The organism is Micromonospora parastrephiae (assembly GCF_016802865.1).
GTDB lineage: Bacteria > Actinomycetota > Actinomycetes > Mycobacteriales > Micromonosporaceae > Micromonospora > Micromonospora parastrephiae.
In genome coordinates, this window is record NZ_JAEVHM010000003.1 from 16,991 (window position 1) to 32,569 (window position 15,579).

The following is a 15,579-nucleotide window of genomic DNA, read 5'->3' on the forward strand; positions in this document are numbered from 1 at the left end:
CCGTTGGCAGTGCCGCCATGAGTGACACCGACCTAGACATTGATCATGGTTGCTGGTTACCGTCAGGTCATGTACCGTCACCCGGAGGACTGACCACTTAGGAGGATAACCCGCTGTGGCGTTCAAAACATTGGAGATGGCCAAACTCGGGTCAGAGCACCTTCGCGCGCTGGAAATCGGGGTCACGTCCCGATGCAACTTCAGGTGTGACTACTGCGGCGCCTACGACTTGACCGAACGCAGGGTGCTGGACGTCGATCAGGTCGCCAGGGTCATCGACAACCTACCCGACCTCGGGCGCGTCAAGCTGTCCGGCGGCGAGGTCCTGCTGGAGTTCGAAATCTGCGAAGGCATCGTGCGCTACTGCACGAGCAAGGGAATCGAGACGCAGATCAACTCCAATGGCACCGTTCTCAACGAGGAGAAGTTTCGCCGCCTGGAGGACGCAGGCCTTGGCGTGCTGCACTTCTCACTGAATCATACCGACGCGCAGAGCCACAGCAACTTCTACCGGGTCACCGAGAAGATGTTTCCGAAGATCGAAGCGGCGATCCGCCGGTCAGTGGCGTCGGAGTCGATCGACACGGTCGTCGAGACCATCTTGTTCAACGAGACCCACCAGCGGATGGCCGAGATTCACCGGTTCGCCGCAGAGCTCGGTGTACGCAAGCACGAGATCCAGATGGAGATCCCGAGCATCCACCAGGGGTACGAGAACACTCTCACCGACGACACGCTGATGGACGCGATCGCCGGCCTGTGCGAGGCCCGCGATCCCCGCACGACACTGTACTTCAGTTGCCTCTCAGCATATTTCAAGCCGAAGAGCGACGCCTGGAACCGGCTGCAACCGTTGTTGCGCGACCCCGGAGTGATCTACGCGAGCTGTATTGAGGGCAAGGCCCAGCTGCATCTGCACTCAAACGGCGATGTGATGATCTGCGAGCTGGGCAACCCGGACGTCATCGGTAACGTCTTCGAGACCGACATCCTGACGATGTACGAGGAGAGCCCGCAACTCAAGGCCTTCGTCGAGAAAAAGCACGAGGAGGAGGCGTTTTCCTGCTTCCGCCACTTCGACAAGCCGGGGCAGAAGGTCGAAAATCCTGGAGGTCTCCGGCTTGCGGTTCCGGTGGCCATCTCGACGCGGCCCGCCGATTGACCGTGCCCGACTGTCTACCCGGGTTCGAGCCCCTCGCCGGGCCGGTTCGCCCGGGCGTCGTTCTCGGGGTCATTGGCCATGACATCCACGTCGTCGCCAACCGCATCCTGGAGATCGGCCTGAGTGAGACCGGCATGCGGCCCTACAATCTCGGCACGTCCAACACCATTGACGACTTTGTCGACGCCGCGGCGGAGACCGGCGCGCGGGCGGTCCTGGTCTCCTCGCTCAACGGCGAGGGGGAGGTCGCTTGCGCAGGTGCTGGTGACCGTTTCGACGCGGCGGGCCTGGGCCACGTGCTCCGCTACGCCGGCGGCAATCTCGTGGTGGGCAGTCGGCCCACCGCGGAGGTCGAGCGGGTCTTCCTCGGCTACGGTTTCCACCGGGTGTTTCACCAATCGGTCAGCTTCGCGCCCGTCTTTGCCGCACTCCGCGCGGACCTGCTGCAGGCCGCCGATGGCTGACCCGCAGCTCGCCGCCGGAGCTGGACACGTCGACGATCGCTGGGACCTCGCCGCGGAGCGTTCCCGGTTGTTGTACGAGGCGCGCGACGTCGTGGCCGTCGAGCTCGCCGAGTCGGCCGCGTTCCTCGCCGGGCTGGCTCCCGACCGGTTCGCCTCGGTCGCCTACCGGGCCCGTCCCGGTCGACCCTTCGTTCAACCTCGAGGCGGAGTCCCCGACCTAGCCCAGCAGCGGTTGCTCACCCAGGCGCTCGACGCTGCGGGCGCTGACTTCCTGCCGCTCACGGTCGACAGCGTGACGCGGCACAACGATTACGCGGAGGCCGCACGATTGCTCGAGGTCGGCCGGCGGGAGGGTCGTGACCTGCTCAACGGGTACCCGCTGGTGTGTCACGGTGTCGAAGCCACTCGTGGGCTGTACGAGGGGATCGCCCGTCCTGTCAGTCTGCGGCACGGCACGCCCGACGCACGCCTGCTCGTCGAGGTCGCGCTGGCGTCAGGAATCGCCGAGATCGAAGGCGGCGGACTGTCGTACACGCTGCCGTATTCCAAAAACTTCCCGCTGGATCGAGCCCTGTCGCACTGGCAGTACGTCGACCGGCTGTGCGCACAGGTGGGTCCGACCGACCGGCCGGTGCACCGCGAGTCCTTCGGCCCGCTCACTGCGACTCTCGTCCCACCGGTGATCACGATCGCAGTGCAGGTCTGTGAGCTCGTGCTGGCCGCTGAGCAGGGCGTCCGGTCCTTCGCCGTCAGTTTCGGCCAGTCCGGCAACCTCGAACAGGACCTTGCGACCGCCGACGTGCTGCGCGACCAGTCGCATCGCTGGCTGGCCCACCTCGGTCTCGGCCCGGTGGAGCTGCGGCTGGTCTATCACCAGTGGATGGGGGCCTTCCCGGTCGAACCGGAGCTCGCCTGGCAACTGATCGCCGTGGCCTCGACGATCAGCGCTCTGGTCGCCGCCGACAAGGTAGTGATCAAAACCCCGAGCGAGGCGCTGGGCATTCCGTCGCCCGAGAGCAACGCCCGGTCGGTGCGCGCAGTCCAGTACGTTCTGGACATGCTGGCCGCGCCGAGCGTACTGCGTAGCGACGCCGTCTCCGCTGAGGCGGATCTGATCGGGCAGGAGGTCGACAGCGTGCTGGGGCGCGTGTTCGACCATCCTTCGGCCTCGCTGGTCGCGGCGGTGCACCGAGCAGTGCTCGACGGCACCCTCGACGTACCGTTCGCCCCGCACGAGGCCAACGCGGGACGGCTGGTGTGCGGGCGTAGCGCCGACCGTCGCATCCGGATCGTCACGCCAGGTGCGGTGCCGATCGGTGCGGCGCAACTACGCCGCGAGCGGGAGCTGTTCGAAGGCACCGCACCCGACGACCGACCGCTCTGGGAACGTCTCCTGCACGACGTCCGGATGCTGGCATGAGCTCTGTGCGACTCGTGGACGTCGGCAGCACCGTCATCAAAATCTGCACAAGCACAACCACGCACGGCGTCGGCCCGGTGACGCGGATTCCGCGCGACCCGCAGCGCGCTCCCGGCCGGCAGGTGCTCGACCTGGTCGCCGCGAGCGGCGACGCGGACCTGCCCATGCGGGCCTGCAGCTCGGCCAACGGCGGACTGCGGGTCGGAGTTGTGGGCCTGACCTACCGGCACAGCGTCCGCGCCGCGGTCGCGGCGGTCGCTGACGGCGGCGGCAACCTCGTTTACCGGCAGACGCTCGGTGAGCCGGCTCCGGCGATCCAGCCGGTGGACGCCTTGGTCGTGGCCGGCGGCGTCGACGGCTCGGATCTAGCCCCTCTGCGCGCGGCCGTGCAGCGATTCAATCTCGACGCCTACCCGCACGATGTGCTCATCTGGGCAGGGGCGGACGACCCCGCCAGCACCCGGTGCCTGTCGCCGGCGATCCAGGTTCCGAATGTCCTCGACCGTGCGCTGCGCCCGGCGACGTCAGGGCTCGCAGGCGCCGTACGCGATCTCTATCTCAGCGATCTCGTCGACCGCAAGGGCCTCGCCGACCTCGCCGCCGCCGTCAGCGGCCCGATCGAGCCGACTCCCGTCGTCGTCGGAGCCGGCGTCACTGCCCTGGTCACCGACCCGCTCGTCCGTGCCCTCGCGCCCGGGCTCGCCGAACCGATGGTCGTCGTCGACGTCGGCGCGCGACGACCGACGTGTTCGTCAGCCCCGAACTACGGGCCGACACGGTCAGCCGCGCCGGATGCCAAAGCCCGGTCGTGCGCCGTGTGTTCACCGATCTTGGTGTGGCTGCGTCACGAGCCGGGTTGCTGCGCCGGGCCCGTCACCAGCAAGTCGTCTTCGATCTGATCGCCGCGCTGCGGCCCCGCGACGCCCGCCCGCTCTACTCCGCGCTGTCGGGCGGCGACGCCTGCGCCCTGCCGAGGGCCGACGCGGTACTCGCCTGTGTGTTCCTCGCCTTGCGAGCGGTGACCGACACCACGGGTCCGGACGCGGTGCACCTCGACCGCGCGCTCGGCTTCCTGGTGACCGGGGGCGCGATCCTCGGGGACCCGGCTGACCGCGGCGACAACGTGGGGGGCAGTTCAGCCGACCACGGCGGGTCGATCATCGACGATGACCTACTCGGCCGAGTAATCTCGGCGGCCTGCCGGCGCACCCGGTCGGCGACGGTCGCGGTCGACACCGGCTATCAACTGTGGGCCCACGGCCTGAGGAGTTGCCGATGACCGCCGCTGACTCGTGGTTCACCGATCCGCTCGGCGGCTCGAGCGACGCGGAGTGGGACGAGTTGGCCGGCAGCCACTTCTACTGCTCGGCGTACTGGCTCCGGTTGTGTGCCTTGGAATCGGCCACCGGCGGCGGTGTCCGGGTGGAGGTTGACGGCGGTGGGCGAGCCGCCGTGCCGGTGGCCAGGGTGGGCTTCGATCCGCACCCCAATGTCAATTGGAACTACCGGCTCGACCAGGCGGGACTGCCCCGGATTGCGCCGCACGGCATCGCCGTCGCTCAGATCCGCGGGTACCTCACCCACCTGCTGACGACGCCGGGGACCGACCGCGTAGCGGCGGCGGCTGCCGTTCTGGCCGCCGTCCGAGCAGCCCGGACGGATCTCGACGATGGCGTCCGCGTCGGCCTCTACCTAACCTCTCCCGATGTCGAGGTGTTCCGCGCCGCCGGGGTAGAAGCAGTCCCGGTCGCGTTGTCTTTGGATGCCACCGTCCCGATCCCGGGTAGCCGTGCGGCCTGGCTGGCGGCGATGACCGGCCACCGGTCTCGACGCATCCGCAGTGAGGTCCGTAGGTTCGAGGCCGCGGGGTACCAGGTCAGCCGTCACCGGCTCGACGAGGTGTACGCCGACGTCGGCCGTCTCGCTGCGCAGGTCCAGCACCGCTACGGCTTCGACATCGACGTCGACGCGCTGGTGGAGGGGTTCCGTCAGCACGGGTCGTTCGCACGAGAGCGAGCCCAGGTCCTGCTGTGCCGACTCGACGGCCTCGCCGTGGCCTGCAGCGTCTTCTATCGCGACGGCGACACGGTCTACCTGCGCGCGGCAGGGTTCGACTACCAGAAAGTCGGGCGGTCCGGCGAATACACGGCGCTGGTCTTCTGGCTTCCCAGCGGGTTGCCGGGCGTCCGCAAACTCCACTTGGGCGGGGGTTCGCCGGAGGCCAAGGCACTACGGGGTGCGCGACTGACGGCGTTGTGGCTGCTCGACCTGTCTGAGAACAGTGCGCTCATCGCCCACGAAAAGCTCCTCCGCGAGCACAACCGCCGGCGCTACGAGGGCCTGCTCGAGGGCCCGGCAGCAGTGGCGGCCGCGCTGGAACCGGCCGAATGGGAGGCCTACATATGAGGGCCGAATTCACCATCTCCGAGCTCAGCGCGGCTGCGGCCGCGCAATTCGGCGACGCCGTGGCCGTCAGCGACGGCAGGTGCTCGTTGACCTTCGCGGATCTTCACCGGGCCGCCTTGGCGACGGCCGCGCTGCTGGTCGAGGCCGGCGTGCGCCCGGGTGACCGTGTCGGCATCTGTATGGACAAGACGGTGGCACAGGTCGTGATCACGCTCGCCGTCCCGTGCGCGGGTGCGATCCTGGTTCCGATCCTGCCGGCCCTGAAGGCCGACAACATCGCCCACCTGGTTGCGGATTCCGGCATGGTAGCGGCCGTGTGCGACGACAACCGTCGCGGCGAGCTGACGAGCGGCGCCCCGCAGCTGACATTGTGGACGGCAGGTCAATTGTGGGACGGCACGGTGGCCCGCGAGCCGGCGCCGCCGGCGATCCCGCGCATCGGCAGCGACGTCGCCGGAATCATCTACTCGTCGGGCTCCACCGGCCGTCCCAAGGGCATCATGATCAGTCACCGCAACGTGGTGGACGGCGCTCACATCACCGCCCGCTATCTAGGGACCCGCCGCGACGACCGGATCGGCTCGGTGCTGTCGCTGAACTTCGACTACGGCCTGAACCAGCTGTGGCAGAGCCTGCTCACCGGTGCCCGGTTGTGCCTGCACACGCTCATCCTGCCGGGCGACCTGTTCCGGTTCGTCGAGTCCGAGCGGATCACCGTGCTACCGGTCATGCCCGCCATCGTTACGCGCATGTTCGACCCGAGGGTGTTGCGGCGCTGGCCCGAGCAGAACCTGAGCTCGGTCCGTACCGTTACCACGTCCGGCGGGCCCGTGTCGCGGACCATGGCGGATCAGCTGCGCCGGGCCTTCACCGAGGCGGAACTGTTCCTCATGTACGGCCTAACCGAGGCGTTCCGGTCGACGTACCTCGAGCCGGCGCAACTCGACAAGCGGTTCGGGTCGATCGGTCGGGCCATCCCCGACGTACAGATCCTCGTCCTCGATCCGGCCGGCCGCGAGGTCGGACCGGGCGAGCCGGGCGAGCTCGTCCATCGTGGCGGGTGCATCGCGAAGGGGTACTGGAACGCGCCGGAGGCCACTCGGGACCGGTTCCGCACTCTCCCGGAATTTCCTGGTGAGACAGTCGTTTTCAGCGGCGACATCGTCACGCGTGACGACGAGGGTTTCCTGTGGTTCGTCGGCCGTCGCGACGCGATGATCAAGACGTCCGGCTTCCGGGTCAGCCCGGCCGAGGTCGAGGAGGTGGCCAACCAATTCGCCGGGGTGCAGTCGAGCGTCGCGTTCGGCGTGGCCAACATCGAGATCGGTGCCGACATCGCCCTGGCCTACGTCGTCGACGCGGCACCCGGAACCCCCGGGGAGACGGTGGACGAGGCGGAGTTCCGGCACTTCCTCCGGCGGCGGTTGCCGGGTCACATGGTGCCCCGTTACCTGGTGTCGCAGCCGTCATTTCCGGTCACCGGAAACCAGGGAAAGATCGACCGCCGCTCTGTGCGCGACACCGTGTTGGAGGTTCTGGCTCTACCGGCACGGAGCACCGAGGTGTAGGAAATCCCGGTCGCAAACGGTCGTGTTCGGCTGAACTGATCTGCCCGTCGTTGTCCCAGCCCAGGACCACAGCTCGAGCACACGAAACCCGGTTTGCGACCGGCGGTCGGCCGCGGTGACCCGCGTTGGCACCGGTTCACCCCGGTTGGCATCCGCTGGAGAGCACACACCGCGCACATCACCGAAGATCACCGACGTCCGCCCGACGACCGCGGGCCGCCGCCATCGGCGAACCTCGGAGCGCCAGCCCGGGGGCAACGTGGACCCACCGTGAGGCCGGCTGCGAAGTCCCCACCAGCGTCGGCAATACCCGATGTGAGCGGGTCGGCCATGCGACCGGGCAGCGGGCTGCGGTCATCCCCGCGAGCACGCCGCAGGCTGAGGTCGAAGACTTTCCGCTCTACGAAGTCTGCCGTTTCAAGGTGAGTTGCCGTTGGCGTCATCGACCCCGGATCCACTGCAGTACGTCATGCGGGTGACTGCCCGGGTCCTCGATCGGGTGGAACACCTGCGCGATCCTGCCCTGCTCGACTACCAGGGTCTGCCGGCGGAGCATCGTGCTTCCGGCCACGGTGAAGGTGGGTAGACGCAGCGCCCGGGTAAATTCCAGATCCTCGTCACTCACCAACGGAAACGGCAGACGCAGCCGCGCCACAGCCGCCTGCTGCTCCTTCCGGGACTGGGTCGAGACGCCTATGATCTCCGCGTCCGACGCGGCGAAGTCGCGGTCGAGGTCGCGGAATCGACAGGACTCAGCGGTGCAGCCAACCGCACCGGGGATCGTGGCCCAAGACTCGGGCATTTGGATGTCCGGTGAACTGATCCTGGGATAGCCATACAGCACGAGGTAGCGGCTGCCTTTCGGTGCCCGGTCGACGGCCAGCCGGCCGCCGCTGGTTGCCGGCAAGGAAAGGCCGGGCAGCACGGTACCGACCACCGCGACGCTCTCGGTCACGTCCTGCTCCATGCTCAACCTCCGGATCGGCTGTCGCCGCCGCTCGTCGATGCGCCGGTGCGCCTGGAGACCACGCAGCGGCACCTTCAGGTCCACCGTGTACACGTTCCTCGTCCACGGGCCGGACACGATGGCCGCGCCGCCAATCCTACGGACGCGTCGACGAGCGAGTCGACCGCACCGCCGCCTTCCCGGCTTCTTGCGGAACAACCGTCATCGATATGGCGTGATTCTCACCACAGACCGATATTTCGACCCATATTGACAGCGCTTGTTAGCATCCTTACACTTCAGTGAATGTTCTTCCGATATCGAAGTGGTCCTTCCAGGGCGGCGCGAGCATCGGTACGGAATAGGCGAGGAGCCCAACATGACCTGGTCGAATCCCGGATTCTTCGTGGCCGTTTGCGGCATCGACGGCAGTGGCAAGACCACCCAGGTGGGGTTCCTGGAGAGCAAGCTCGCGGAACGGGGAGAAGTCGTACGGACCCGGCAACCGACGGATCTATATCGCCAGGACCCCATGGTCCGCACCGTCCTCGACATGGAGCAGGATGATGAGTCCGTGCTTCCCGAGATCGGCCTGCTGGCGGCTTTCGACCGTTATCGACACGTGCGCGAGGTGGTAAAGCCCGCGTTGCGCGCCGGGAAGGCGGTGGTCACGGATCGATACGTCTACACCGGGTTCGCCTACATGTTGGCTCGCGGAATGACCATCGAATGGTTGACTACGATCTATCAGTATCTCCCCGCGCCGGATCTCACCATCTTCCTCGACGTGCCTCCGGAACTGGCGATCGAGCGAATCATCATGCGCGACGGTTCTTCCAAGAAACGGGAGGAACTCGATCTGGAGCGGATGCGTGCCGTTCGCGCCAACTTTCTCAACCACCCGTGGGGCGATGTCAATTACCACGTGTTGGACGGTACGGCTCCACAGGAAGAGGTTCGGGCGGGGATCAATAAACTGGTCGATGCCTTCGACCCCCGTTAGGGGTCCCAGGAATCCTCATCAACTCAAGTACTCCACGACCCCCGCGTGCACGAGCTCGTCGATCAGCTCGACGACATCGCCCACGATCCCCTCGGCAGGCATCTCGAAATCCTCGGCCACAAGCTCACTTATCCGCTCCAGACTGCGCGATCCGTCGATGCAACGGAAGATGACCTCGGCAGTGTAGGAGAGGGTCAGCGGCTCACGGCCGCGGGCCTTGTCATGGTCAGGTCCGGCAACGATCAGCCCACCGCCGACCCGGCGGAGACGCGCGTCAAGCCGCACGGAGGGAACTGCCGACGTCACGTCAACGCGGCTTGTCATTGATATTTACCTCCATGGCGATCCGCTGACACAGACGTATCACGCTGGTGATCCAGGGCTTTGGTGAACGCTCGTCGAGGTCACGCATCGTCTCGATCGCCCAGTATTCGTCGAAAGTCAGCACGCTCTGGTCAGCGCTGCGGAAGCGGTTCGGACGCCACTTCGGCCTACGCCCCGGTTCGCCGTGTGCCGTCAGCAGGGCCTCGATCGACATCTCGAACGCCGTCCGCACCGCAAGAATGGCGTTGTGTACGTCATTCGCGGCCATTTGCCCGACCGCGTCCTCGATGAACGTATCGGACGTCTGCAACGCGTGAGTGACGAGAATAGGGATCATCGCCGACTCGCGCAGCGGCTCCAACACGTTCCGGTCGTACCACTCCTGACCGGAGATGGGCCGTGCGTGCAACAGCCTTTCGATCAAGTCACGCTGCCGCATGTCGACGTTGGCGCCGCCGGTGTCCCCGACCTCGTAACGACTCCAGGAGAACCGCTCGATGATCTGGCGAATCTGGCTCGTCCGCCAGTACTTCAAGTCCCATTGCACGCCCTCCACGACAAGACCGTCCACCCCCATCTCGGCGACATCCAGGTCGACGGCCTCGCTACTGGCACCCGGTGCCGAGGGTTGATCGGGCATTATTACGTAAAGGTCGACGTCACTCGTGGCGTTACCCCATCCGCGCGCCAAAGAACCGGCCGCGAAAGCGCAGAGATGCGAATCCGGCAACAAGCCGCGCTCGTGTAGGACAGCGAGACCCTTCGTCAGATCCACCTGCACGGTCATCGCTCCCTAATGGATGTCTGTGACGTCACGGCAGCATACCAGCTTCCATAAAGGACTCCCGTGTTCGCTGATCGTCCAGGGCACCGACCTCGGCCAGGTATCGCACTGTCGACGCGGCTGCCGCCGCGATGCGTCGGTCGGTCTCTGCGGCGTCGTGAGTTTCCATGATCACTGTTGTCGCTTCCGCCGTTGTCAGGCCGATGCCGACCAGCATGCGCAGCCCCGCGCCGTGGTCCGGGGCCAGAAATGTCCTGATCAGCTCGGGAAACCAGCAGCCGATCAGCCGCCGATCCCTGTGACCCAAAGCGGCCCAGAAATAGGTCAACAACTTCCGGAAATAGGCATGGTGCCGTCCCTCGTCGAGAGCGTGGTCTTGGACGAGATCACGTACCGCCGTCGGCAACCTGGTATCCCTGGGCAGGTCCGCCAGGACCGCGGAGATCAGGGTCTCACTGACGATCGAAAATGCCAGGTCGACGTAACCAGCGGCCTCCGCGCCGAGCTCATGGCGGATTTGGTTGAGCCTGGTCACGAAGTAGGGATCCGGCGAGACGTTGCTCGGCAGTCCGAGCGTCCTCTCGATCTGATGTGTCAGATCGTCCGAGAACTGGGCGTGCCACGCCTCGTCAGTGGTGATCGCGAAGGCATCGGCCTTCATGCGGTCCGGCAGTACGAGGCCGCTTCGGTTGCGCGCGATCATGGACGTCACCGGAATGACGGCGACCGATTCCAACTCGGTGGTGAAATGCAGGTATTGGTAGAGACGCTGCACGAGCAACGCGGAGGTCGCGTCCGGTCCCCGAGCGGCGACGAGGGGATGGGTCACACACGGCACGAGTTCTGGCGGGAAGAACAGGAAGCCCTCCACGTCCTCGCCCAGCAGCCGGCGGGGACCGTTGCGAACGCTGGCCTTGGCATCCCAACTGTTGAACGGGCTGCGATACACCGGCTCTTCCCGCACCGTGGCCGCGATCTCGGCGATCCTCGCCTCCATGCTGACAACCGCGCCATGCGGCACCGCCTCGGCCATGTCAGTGCCCACCAACCACGGCGTCCTCGCGGACGCTGGTCTCCGGATGTGGGGCCAACTCCCGCACCTGCCGAACGGCCAGGACGCCGAGACTGGCCACGAGGATGGCCGCACCAGCGCCCAGGAGGCTCAGCCGCTCGCCGATCACCTCCGCCACGGGACCCGCCGCGGCCATACCGAGTGGGATGAGTGCTACGGAGACCATCCAGTCGTAGGAGAAGACACGTGATATCTCGCTCGACGGAATGTGTTGCTGCAACGTCGTGCTCCAGATGGATCCCAGGCCCAGCACGAGCGACATGAGACCTGCCGACACCGCGATGACCAGCACGGGCGCGCCGACGGCTATCATGATCAGAGGTAGCGCCCCGAGCGAGTTCGCGAGATTGCTGACCACCAGCGGCCGCCGCGGACGGACGTTCAAGCCGATGAGCGCGCCCGCCAGGGCACCAATGGCTCCGCCCTGGACGATGGTCGCCCAGCCCATCTCCCCGTGGTGACCGCTGATGATGACCATCGGCCCCACGACGAAGTAGAAACATCGCATCAGGTTCCAGATGCAGTAGACAATCAGGTTGGCCCACAGCCAGGTGCGGCTACTCACCGCCCGCCAGCCCTGGATCAGGTCGCTGACGAACGTCGACCGTTCCCGGGAAATGTGCGGAATGCGTAGCAATGACAGCAGGGTGAGATTGACCGCGAACGTCAGCGCGTCGAACAGAAGGGCCCACCCAGCCCCGACGGTCACGACCAGCGTCGTCCCGATGACGGGGCCCAGGAGGAAGGCCGAACGTCTCGCCAGACTCGCCAACGCATTCGCCTGCTGCAGATGCTCGCGATCCACCGTCGCGGGCACGATGCCGCTGGCAGCCGGCAGATACACGCCCAATGCGCCACCGGCCAGCGCCGACGCCACGGCGATGTGCGCGATATCCGGGTGGCCGGAGAACAGCTCGATCGCCACGATCACCTGCGCCGCGGCCCGCAGCGCGTCGGCCGCCATCATGATCTTCTGTCGGGGCAGCCGGTCGGCCCACACCCCGCCGATCAGCGTCATCGAAAGCTCGGCCAGCGCCGCGGCGCCGAGCACGATACCGAGATCCGCCGCAGACCCGGTGGCGCCGATGATCCCCAGGGTGAGAGCGATCGCGCTCACCGCATTGCCCAGTTGGGACACCGAGAGGCCGGTCCAGTAGAGCCGGAATCGCCTGTCCCGCAGGGGAGCGAACGTCCGACGCGCCCAACTGTCGGCCGCCGTGGAGTCCTTCATCACTCAAACCACGACCTGCCGGGCGATCTGACGGCAGGTCGTCACGACCCGCCGAACCCAGATCGCGGGCTCGTCCGGCTGAAAGTCCTGCATCGTCTCGATGGCCCAGTAGTCCTCGAACGAGATGACGTCCTGCTCCACCGCACGGAAGCGGCGGGCGCGCCACTTTCCGCTCTGCCCGTACTTGCCCTCACCAGCCAGGAGCGCGTCGATGACATTGCCGAACGCCAGGCGGGCCGACAATACGGCGCTCTCCACGTCACCGGACTCGAGCTGGCCGATCGCGTCCTCGATGAACAGAGTGGTGTAGTTCAACGCCCGCGACACCATGAGCGACCGGATGGCCGTCGACCGAGTCTGCTCGCGGCGGCGCTCTAGCCAGCCCGCGCCCGCGAGCGGCACGGCGTGGTCGACCCGCTCGAGGAGACGCAGCTCGGGCCAACTGAGTCGGTCGCCCGACACGTCACTGGAGTAGAACTCCTTCCAGGAAACCTTGTCCAGTAGTTGGTCGACCTGACCATCCTGCCAATATTCGATGTCGAGCTTGTGATCATTCGTCGTCAGCTGGGATACGGCCACCGCATCGGGCTGAAGACCCACCCGATGCGCGCTCACCACCCCGCTCGGCGCCTCATCGCAGATCACGTAGATGTCGATGTCACTACCGGTGTTGCCCCAGCCCTGCACCACGGAGCCGGCGACGAAGACCGCCTCGTAGGAAGACGGCAGCAGGTCATGCTCCACCAGCGCCAGGAGATGGTCGGAGTAGTCCTCAGCCATCGACCGTCGCTCCAGTCACTTGCAGAATCCTTTGCTCCACGGCCTCGTAGACGAACAACTCGACATCTGTCCAGGAACCGCCCGCGAGGTTCAGCAGGTCCTCCACCGACCGGACGCCGTCCACGCCGGCCAGGAACCGACGCCAGACGGGGTTTTCGTTGTCGATGACGTACTCAATTTCGCCATTGAGGACGAGGAACCAGTCGTCGTCGTCCATCGAGCGCAGCAGGAGGGCCTCTGCACCGAATTCGAGCACCGCCTTGTCGTGCACCACCGGTCGGTATCCCAGGTGCTCCACGACGTGCCCGTTCTCGGCAGAGAGGTCATCGACGTCGACGGCACTCAGCCTGATGTCCACCGGCCGCTTGACGATCGGCGCCGGCAGCTCCGCAGCCATCGAGGCGAGCAGCCCGACGTTGATCGCTTGAAGGGCGAGTTCGACGTCCTGGCTCTCGGGCCGATCCGTGAGCCGGTGAAGGAGCTTGCGAACCCCGGCGGCGTTGAAGTAATCGGCGGCATCCGATCCCGCGAGCGCCTCCTCGACGAGCGCGTAGCCGTCCTGCGACAACATGCGGGCCAGCATCCGGTAGGTGTGTTGCTCGCCCGCGCCGTAGTAGAACGGTACCTTCGGCCGATCCACGATCGAGGCTGGCAGGAGGTGACGGGTCGCGTCGCGGAGGATGCGCTTGTCCCACAAGAGGCGACTGCGCTGAGCCGCAGGGACACCGACCACGAGCTCCACGAGACGATGGTCGAGGAACGGGACTCTCGCTTCGATGCCGCTGCCCGCAGCGGTCCGGTCCTCGTGCCAGCAGTTGTACTGCTGGATCTTGGCGTACTCGCGCTCGAGGAAGACCTGGTAAGGATCGGCCGGGGTGGTGGCCCCCATCCGGAAGACGACGTCGTCCTGGAAGATCGGCTCCGACAGCTGGCTCCACCACGGGGCGAGTTCGGGCCGCCGGTAGAGGGCGCCGTTGCGCAACATCGCCGCCAGCGAGCCCTCGAACGAGTCCCAGCCCTCCCCGAGGCCATAGTCCACCGAGTAGCCGCCGTTGAACTCGTCCGACGCCGCGCCCAGCAGCATCCCGCGCAGCTCGGGGCGTTCGGCGCGCGCGTACCGGTGCAGCTCGTGCTTGTAGAACTGCTCGACACCACAGAGCGGGGTCTCCAACAGCCACAGAAGCCGCTTCCACTCCTCGACGGAGGGCACTCGGGCAGCGTCGAACACGACTTGGTGGTTCGGCAGTCCCAGATGGTTCGCCACTCGACGGGCATTCTCCGCGTCGCCGTTGACGTGGGTGCTACCGGTCAGGGCGGTGAACGTGTGCAGCTGGGTGCCCTGCCCCACGGCCAGGGCCGCGACGGCGCTCGAGTCGATGCCACCGGACAGGAACAGGCCGAGCTCGGCGTCAGCCGTCGCGCAGTCCGCCACGGACTCCGCCAACAGCGCACCGTAGCGCTCGGTGAGCTCACTGTCCGACATACTCTCGCCCGCGCCTGCCGTGGGGAAGTCCCAGTACCGCCGCTCTCTGGTGGCGCCCGTGCCGAGATCGATCTCAATGACGGTGGCGGCGGGGACGCTCTGGATCTCCTGGAACCAGGTCGTCTGTTTCATCGGCACCAGCACCGGGGCGGACGACATCATAGGATGGATGAGGGCGCGACCCCAGTCGATTTTTCGCGGCGTCTCCGGATCGGCGAATAGCGCCTTTATCTCGGAGGAGAAGACGATTCTTTCGGCGGTGCGGTGGTAATAGAGCGGTTTGATCCCGAACCGGTCCCGGGCGAGGACGAGCTTGTTGGCCCGCCGGTCCCAGAGCACGATGGCGAACATGCCGTGCACATTCTCCAGGAACCGGATGCCGTGGCGGGCGTACTGGCTCAGGAGAACTTCACAGTCGGACCCGGTCAGCAATTTCTGACCCGCTGCGAGCTGGCGATGATTGTAGACCTCGCCGTTGGCGATCAGGACCAACGACCCGTCGGGGCTGACCAAGGGCTGCGCGCCGCCCTCCGGGTCGACCAGGGACAACCTCGTGAACGCGAGCCCCACGGCGCCCTCGCGCGTGACCTCGCGGTCGTCCGGGCCGCGGTGACCGATGGTGGTCGCCATCGCGCTCAGAATGGCATCCGCATCGTCCGCCAGCGGGCACCCGTCAACACGCGCAAGCCCTCCGAGACCGCACATGGTCGCACCCCTTTTCCGTGGGCAGTACATCGTGCCGTAATCCACAATGTACCGGCGCTGCGGCTTGGTAGCCGCAGCGCCGGATACATCACTTGTTGTCGCGCAGGACGGTGCCGTAGGTCACCTTGGTGGCGGCCGGCTTCTGGTACTTCTTCATGGTATTCCTCCCTTCGATGTCTCGGGGACGACGAAACCCTATGCCGGCCGTTTGAACCCGGACTAGCGATTCGG

At 66.4% G+C, this 15,579-nt stretch carries 15 protein-coding genes; 8 read left to right on the forward strand and 7 right to left on the reverse strand.

Features of this window, described 5'->3' with window-relative positions:
• Nucleotides 1-115: 115 nt before the first annotated feature.
• From JNW91_RS01610 to JNW91_RS01640, 7 genes are read left to right on the forward strand one after another with little or no spacing between them, the layout of a single operon-like run.
• Nucleotides 116-1,162: a radical SAM protein gene (locus JNW91_RS01610; protein ID WP_203173174.1), complete on the forward strand. Its 1,047-nt coding sequence runs from the start codon at nt 116-118 to the stop codon at nt 1,160-1,162.
• Between the two features lie 2 nt (nt 1,163-1,164).
• On the forward strand, nt 1,165-1,626 hold the full coding sequence (gene glmS / locus JNW91_RS01615) for a methylaspartate mutase subunit S (protein ID WP_309244189.1): 462 nt from the start codon (nt 1,165-1,167) through the stop codon (nt 1,624-1,626).
• Nucleotides 1,619-3,046 (forward strand): hypothetical protein, encoded by a 1,428-nt coding sequence (locus JNW91_RS01620; RefSeq protein WP_203173176.1) that lies wholly within the window; start codon nt 1,619-1,621, stop codon nt 3,044-3,046. The genes glmS and JNW91_RS01620 overlap by 8 nt, the downstream gene beginning before the upstream one ends.
• On the forward strand, nt 3,043-3,945 hold the full coding sequence (locus JNW91_RS01625; RefSeq protein ID WP_203173177.1) for a glutamate mutase L: 903 nt from the start codon (nt 3,043-3,045) through the stop codon (nt 3,943-3,945). Before JNW91_RS01620 ends, JNW91_RS01625 begins: the two co-directional genes overlap by 4 nt.
• Nucleotides 3,882-4,325: a hypothetical protein gene (locus JNW91_RS01630; protein WP_203173178.1), complete on the forward strand. Its 444-nt coding sequence runs from the start codon at nt 3,882-3,884 to the stop codon at nt 4,323-4,325. The genes JNW91_RS01625 and JNW91_RS01630 overlap by 64 nt, the downstream gene beginning before the upstream one ends.
• Nucleotides 4,322-5,452 carry a GNAT family N-acetyltransferase gene (locus tag JNW91_RS01635; protein WP_203173179.1) on the forward strand — a complete coding sequence of 377 codons (1,131 nt, stop codon included), beginning with the start codon at nt 4,322-4,324 and terminating at the stop codon, nt 5,450-5,452. Before JNW91_RS01630 ends, JNW91_RS01635 begins: the two co-directional genes overlap by 4 nt.
• Nucleotides 5,449-7,020 (forward strand): AMP-binding protein, encoded by a 1,572-nt coding sequence (locus JNW91_RS01640; protein ID WP_203173180.1) that lies wholly within the window; start codon nt 5,449-5,451, stop codon nt 7,018-7,020. The genes JNW91_RS01635 and JNW91_RS01640 overlap by 4 nt, the downstream gene beginning before the upstream one ends.
• Before the next feature lie 439 nt (nt 7,021-7,459).
• Here JNW91_RS01640 and JNW91_RS01645 read toward each other — a convergent pair whose 3' ends face one another.
• A complete protein-coding gene (locus tag JNW91_RS01645; protein ID WP_203173181.1) occupies nt 7,460-8,071 on the reverse strand; it encodes a peroxiredoxin in 612 nt (203 codons plus the stop codon).
• Between the two features lie 274 nt (nt 8,072-8,345).
• Here JNW91_RS01645 and tmk point away from each other — a divergent pair, with 274 nt between their 5' ends.
• Nucleotides 8,346-8,969, forward strand: coding sequence for a dTMP kinase (gene tmk / locus JNW91_RS01650; protein WP_203173182.1), 624 nt, complete (start codon nt 8,346-8,348; stop codon nt 8,967-8,969).
• An 18-nt stretch (nt 8,970-8,987) separates the two neighbouring features.
• On the opposite strand, the gene JNW91_RS01655 is transcribed toward tmk, so the two are convergent.
• The 6 genes from JNW91_RS01655 to asnB are packed head-to-tail and all read right to left on the reverse strand — an operon-like array spanning nt 8,988 to nt 15,378.
• Entirely contained in the window at nt 8,988-9,254 is a 267-nt protein-coding gene (locus JNW91_RS01655; protein WP_203173183.1) for a PqqD family protein, read from the reverse strand.
• 22 nt (nt 9,255-9,276) lie between these two features.
• The gene (locus JNW91_RS01660) at nt 9,277-10,080 is read right to left on the reverse strand and encodes a hypothetical protein (RefSeq protein ID WP_203173184.1); all 804 of its coding nucleotides are present in this window, start codon (nt 10,078-10,080) and stop codon (nt 9,277-9,279) included.
• A 25-nt stretch (nt 10,081-10,105) separates the two neighbouring features.
• Nucleotides 10,106-11,122 (reverse strand): diiron oxygenase, encoded by a 1,017-nt coding sequence (locus JNW91_RS01665; RefSeq protein WP_203173185.1) that lies wholly within the window; start codon nt 11,120-11,122, stop codon nt 10,106-10,108.
• The gene (locus JNW91_RS01670; RefSeq protein WP_203173186.1) at nt 11,112-12,380 is read right to left on the reverse strand and encodes an MFS transporter; all 1,269 of its coding nucleotides are present in this window, start codon (nt 12,378-12,380) and stop codon (nt 11,112-11,114) included. Before JNW91_RS01670 ends, JNW91_RS01665 begins: the two co-directional genes overlap by 11 nt.
• Before the next feature lie 3 nt (nt 12,381-12,383).
• The gene (locus JNW91_RS01675; protein ID WP_203173187.1) at nt 12,384-13,160 is read right to left on the reverse strand and encodes a hypothetical protein; all 777 of its coding nucleotides are present in this window, start codon (nt 13,158-13,160) and stop codon (nt 12,384-12,386) included.
• Nucleotides 13,153-15,378 (reverse strand): asparagine synthase (glutamine-hydrolyzing), encoded by a 2,226-nt coding sequence (gene asnB, locus JNW91_RS01680; protein WP_309244190.1) that lies wholly within the window; start codon nt 15,376-15,378, stop codon nt 13,153-13,155. Before asnB ends, JNW91_RS01675 begins: the two co-directional genes overlap by 8 nt.
• Nucleotides 15,379-15,579: the final 201 nt, after the last annotated feature.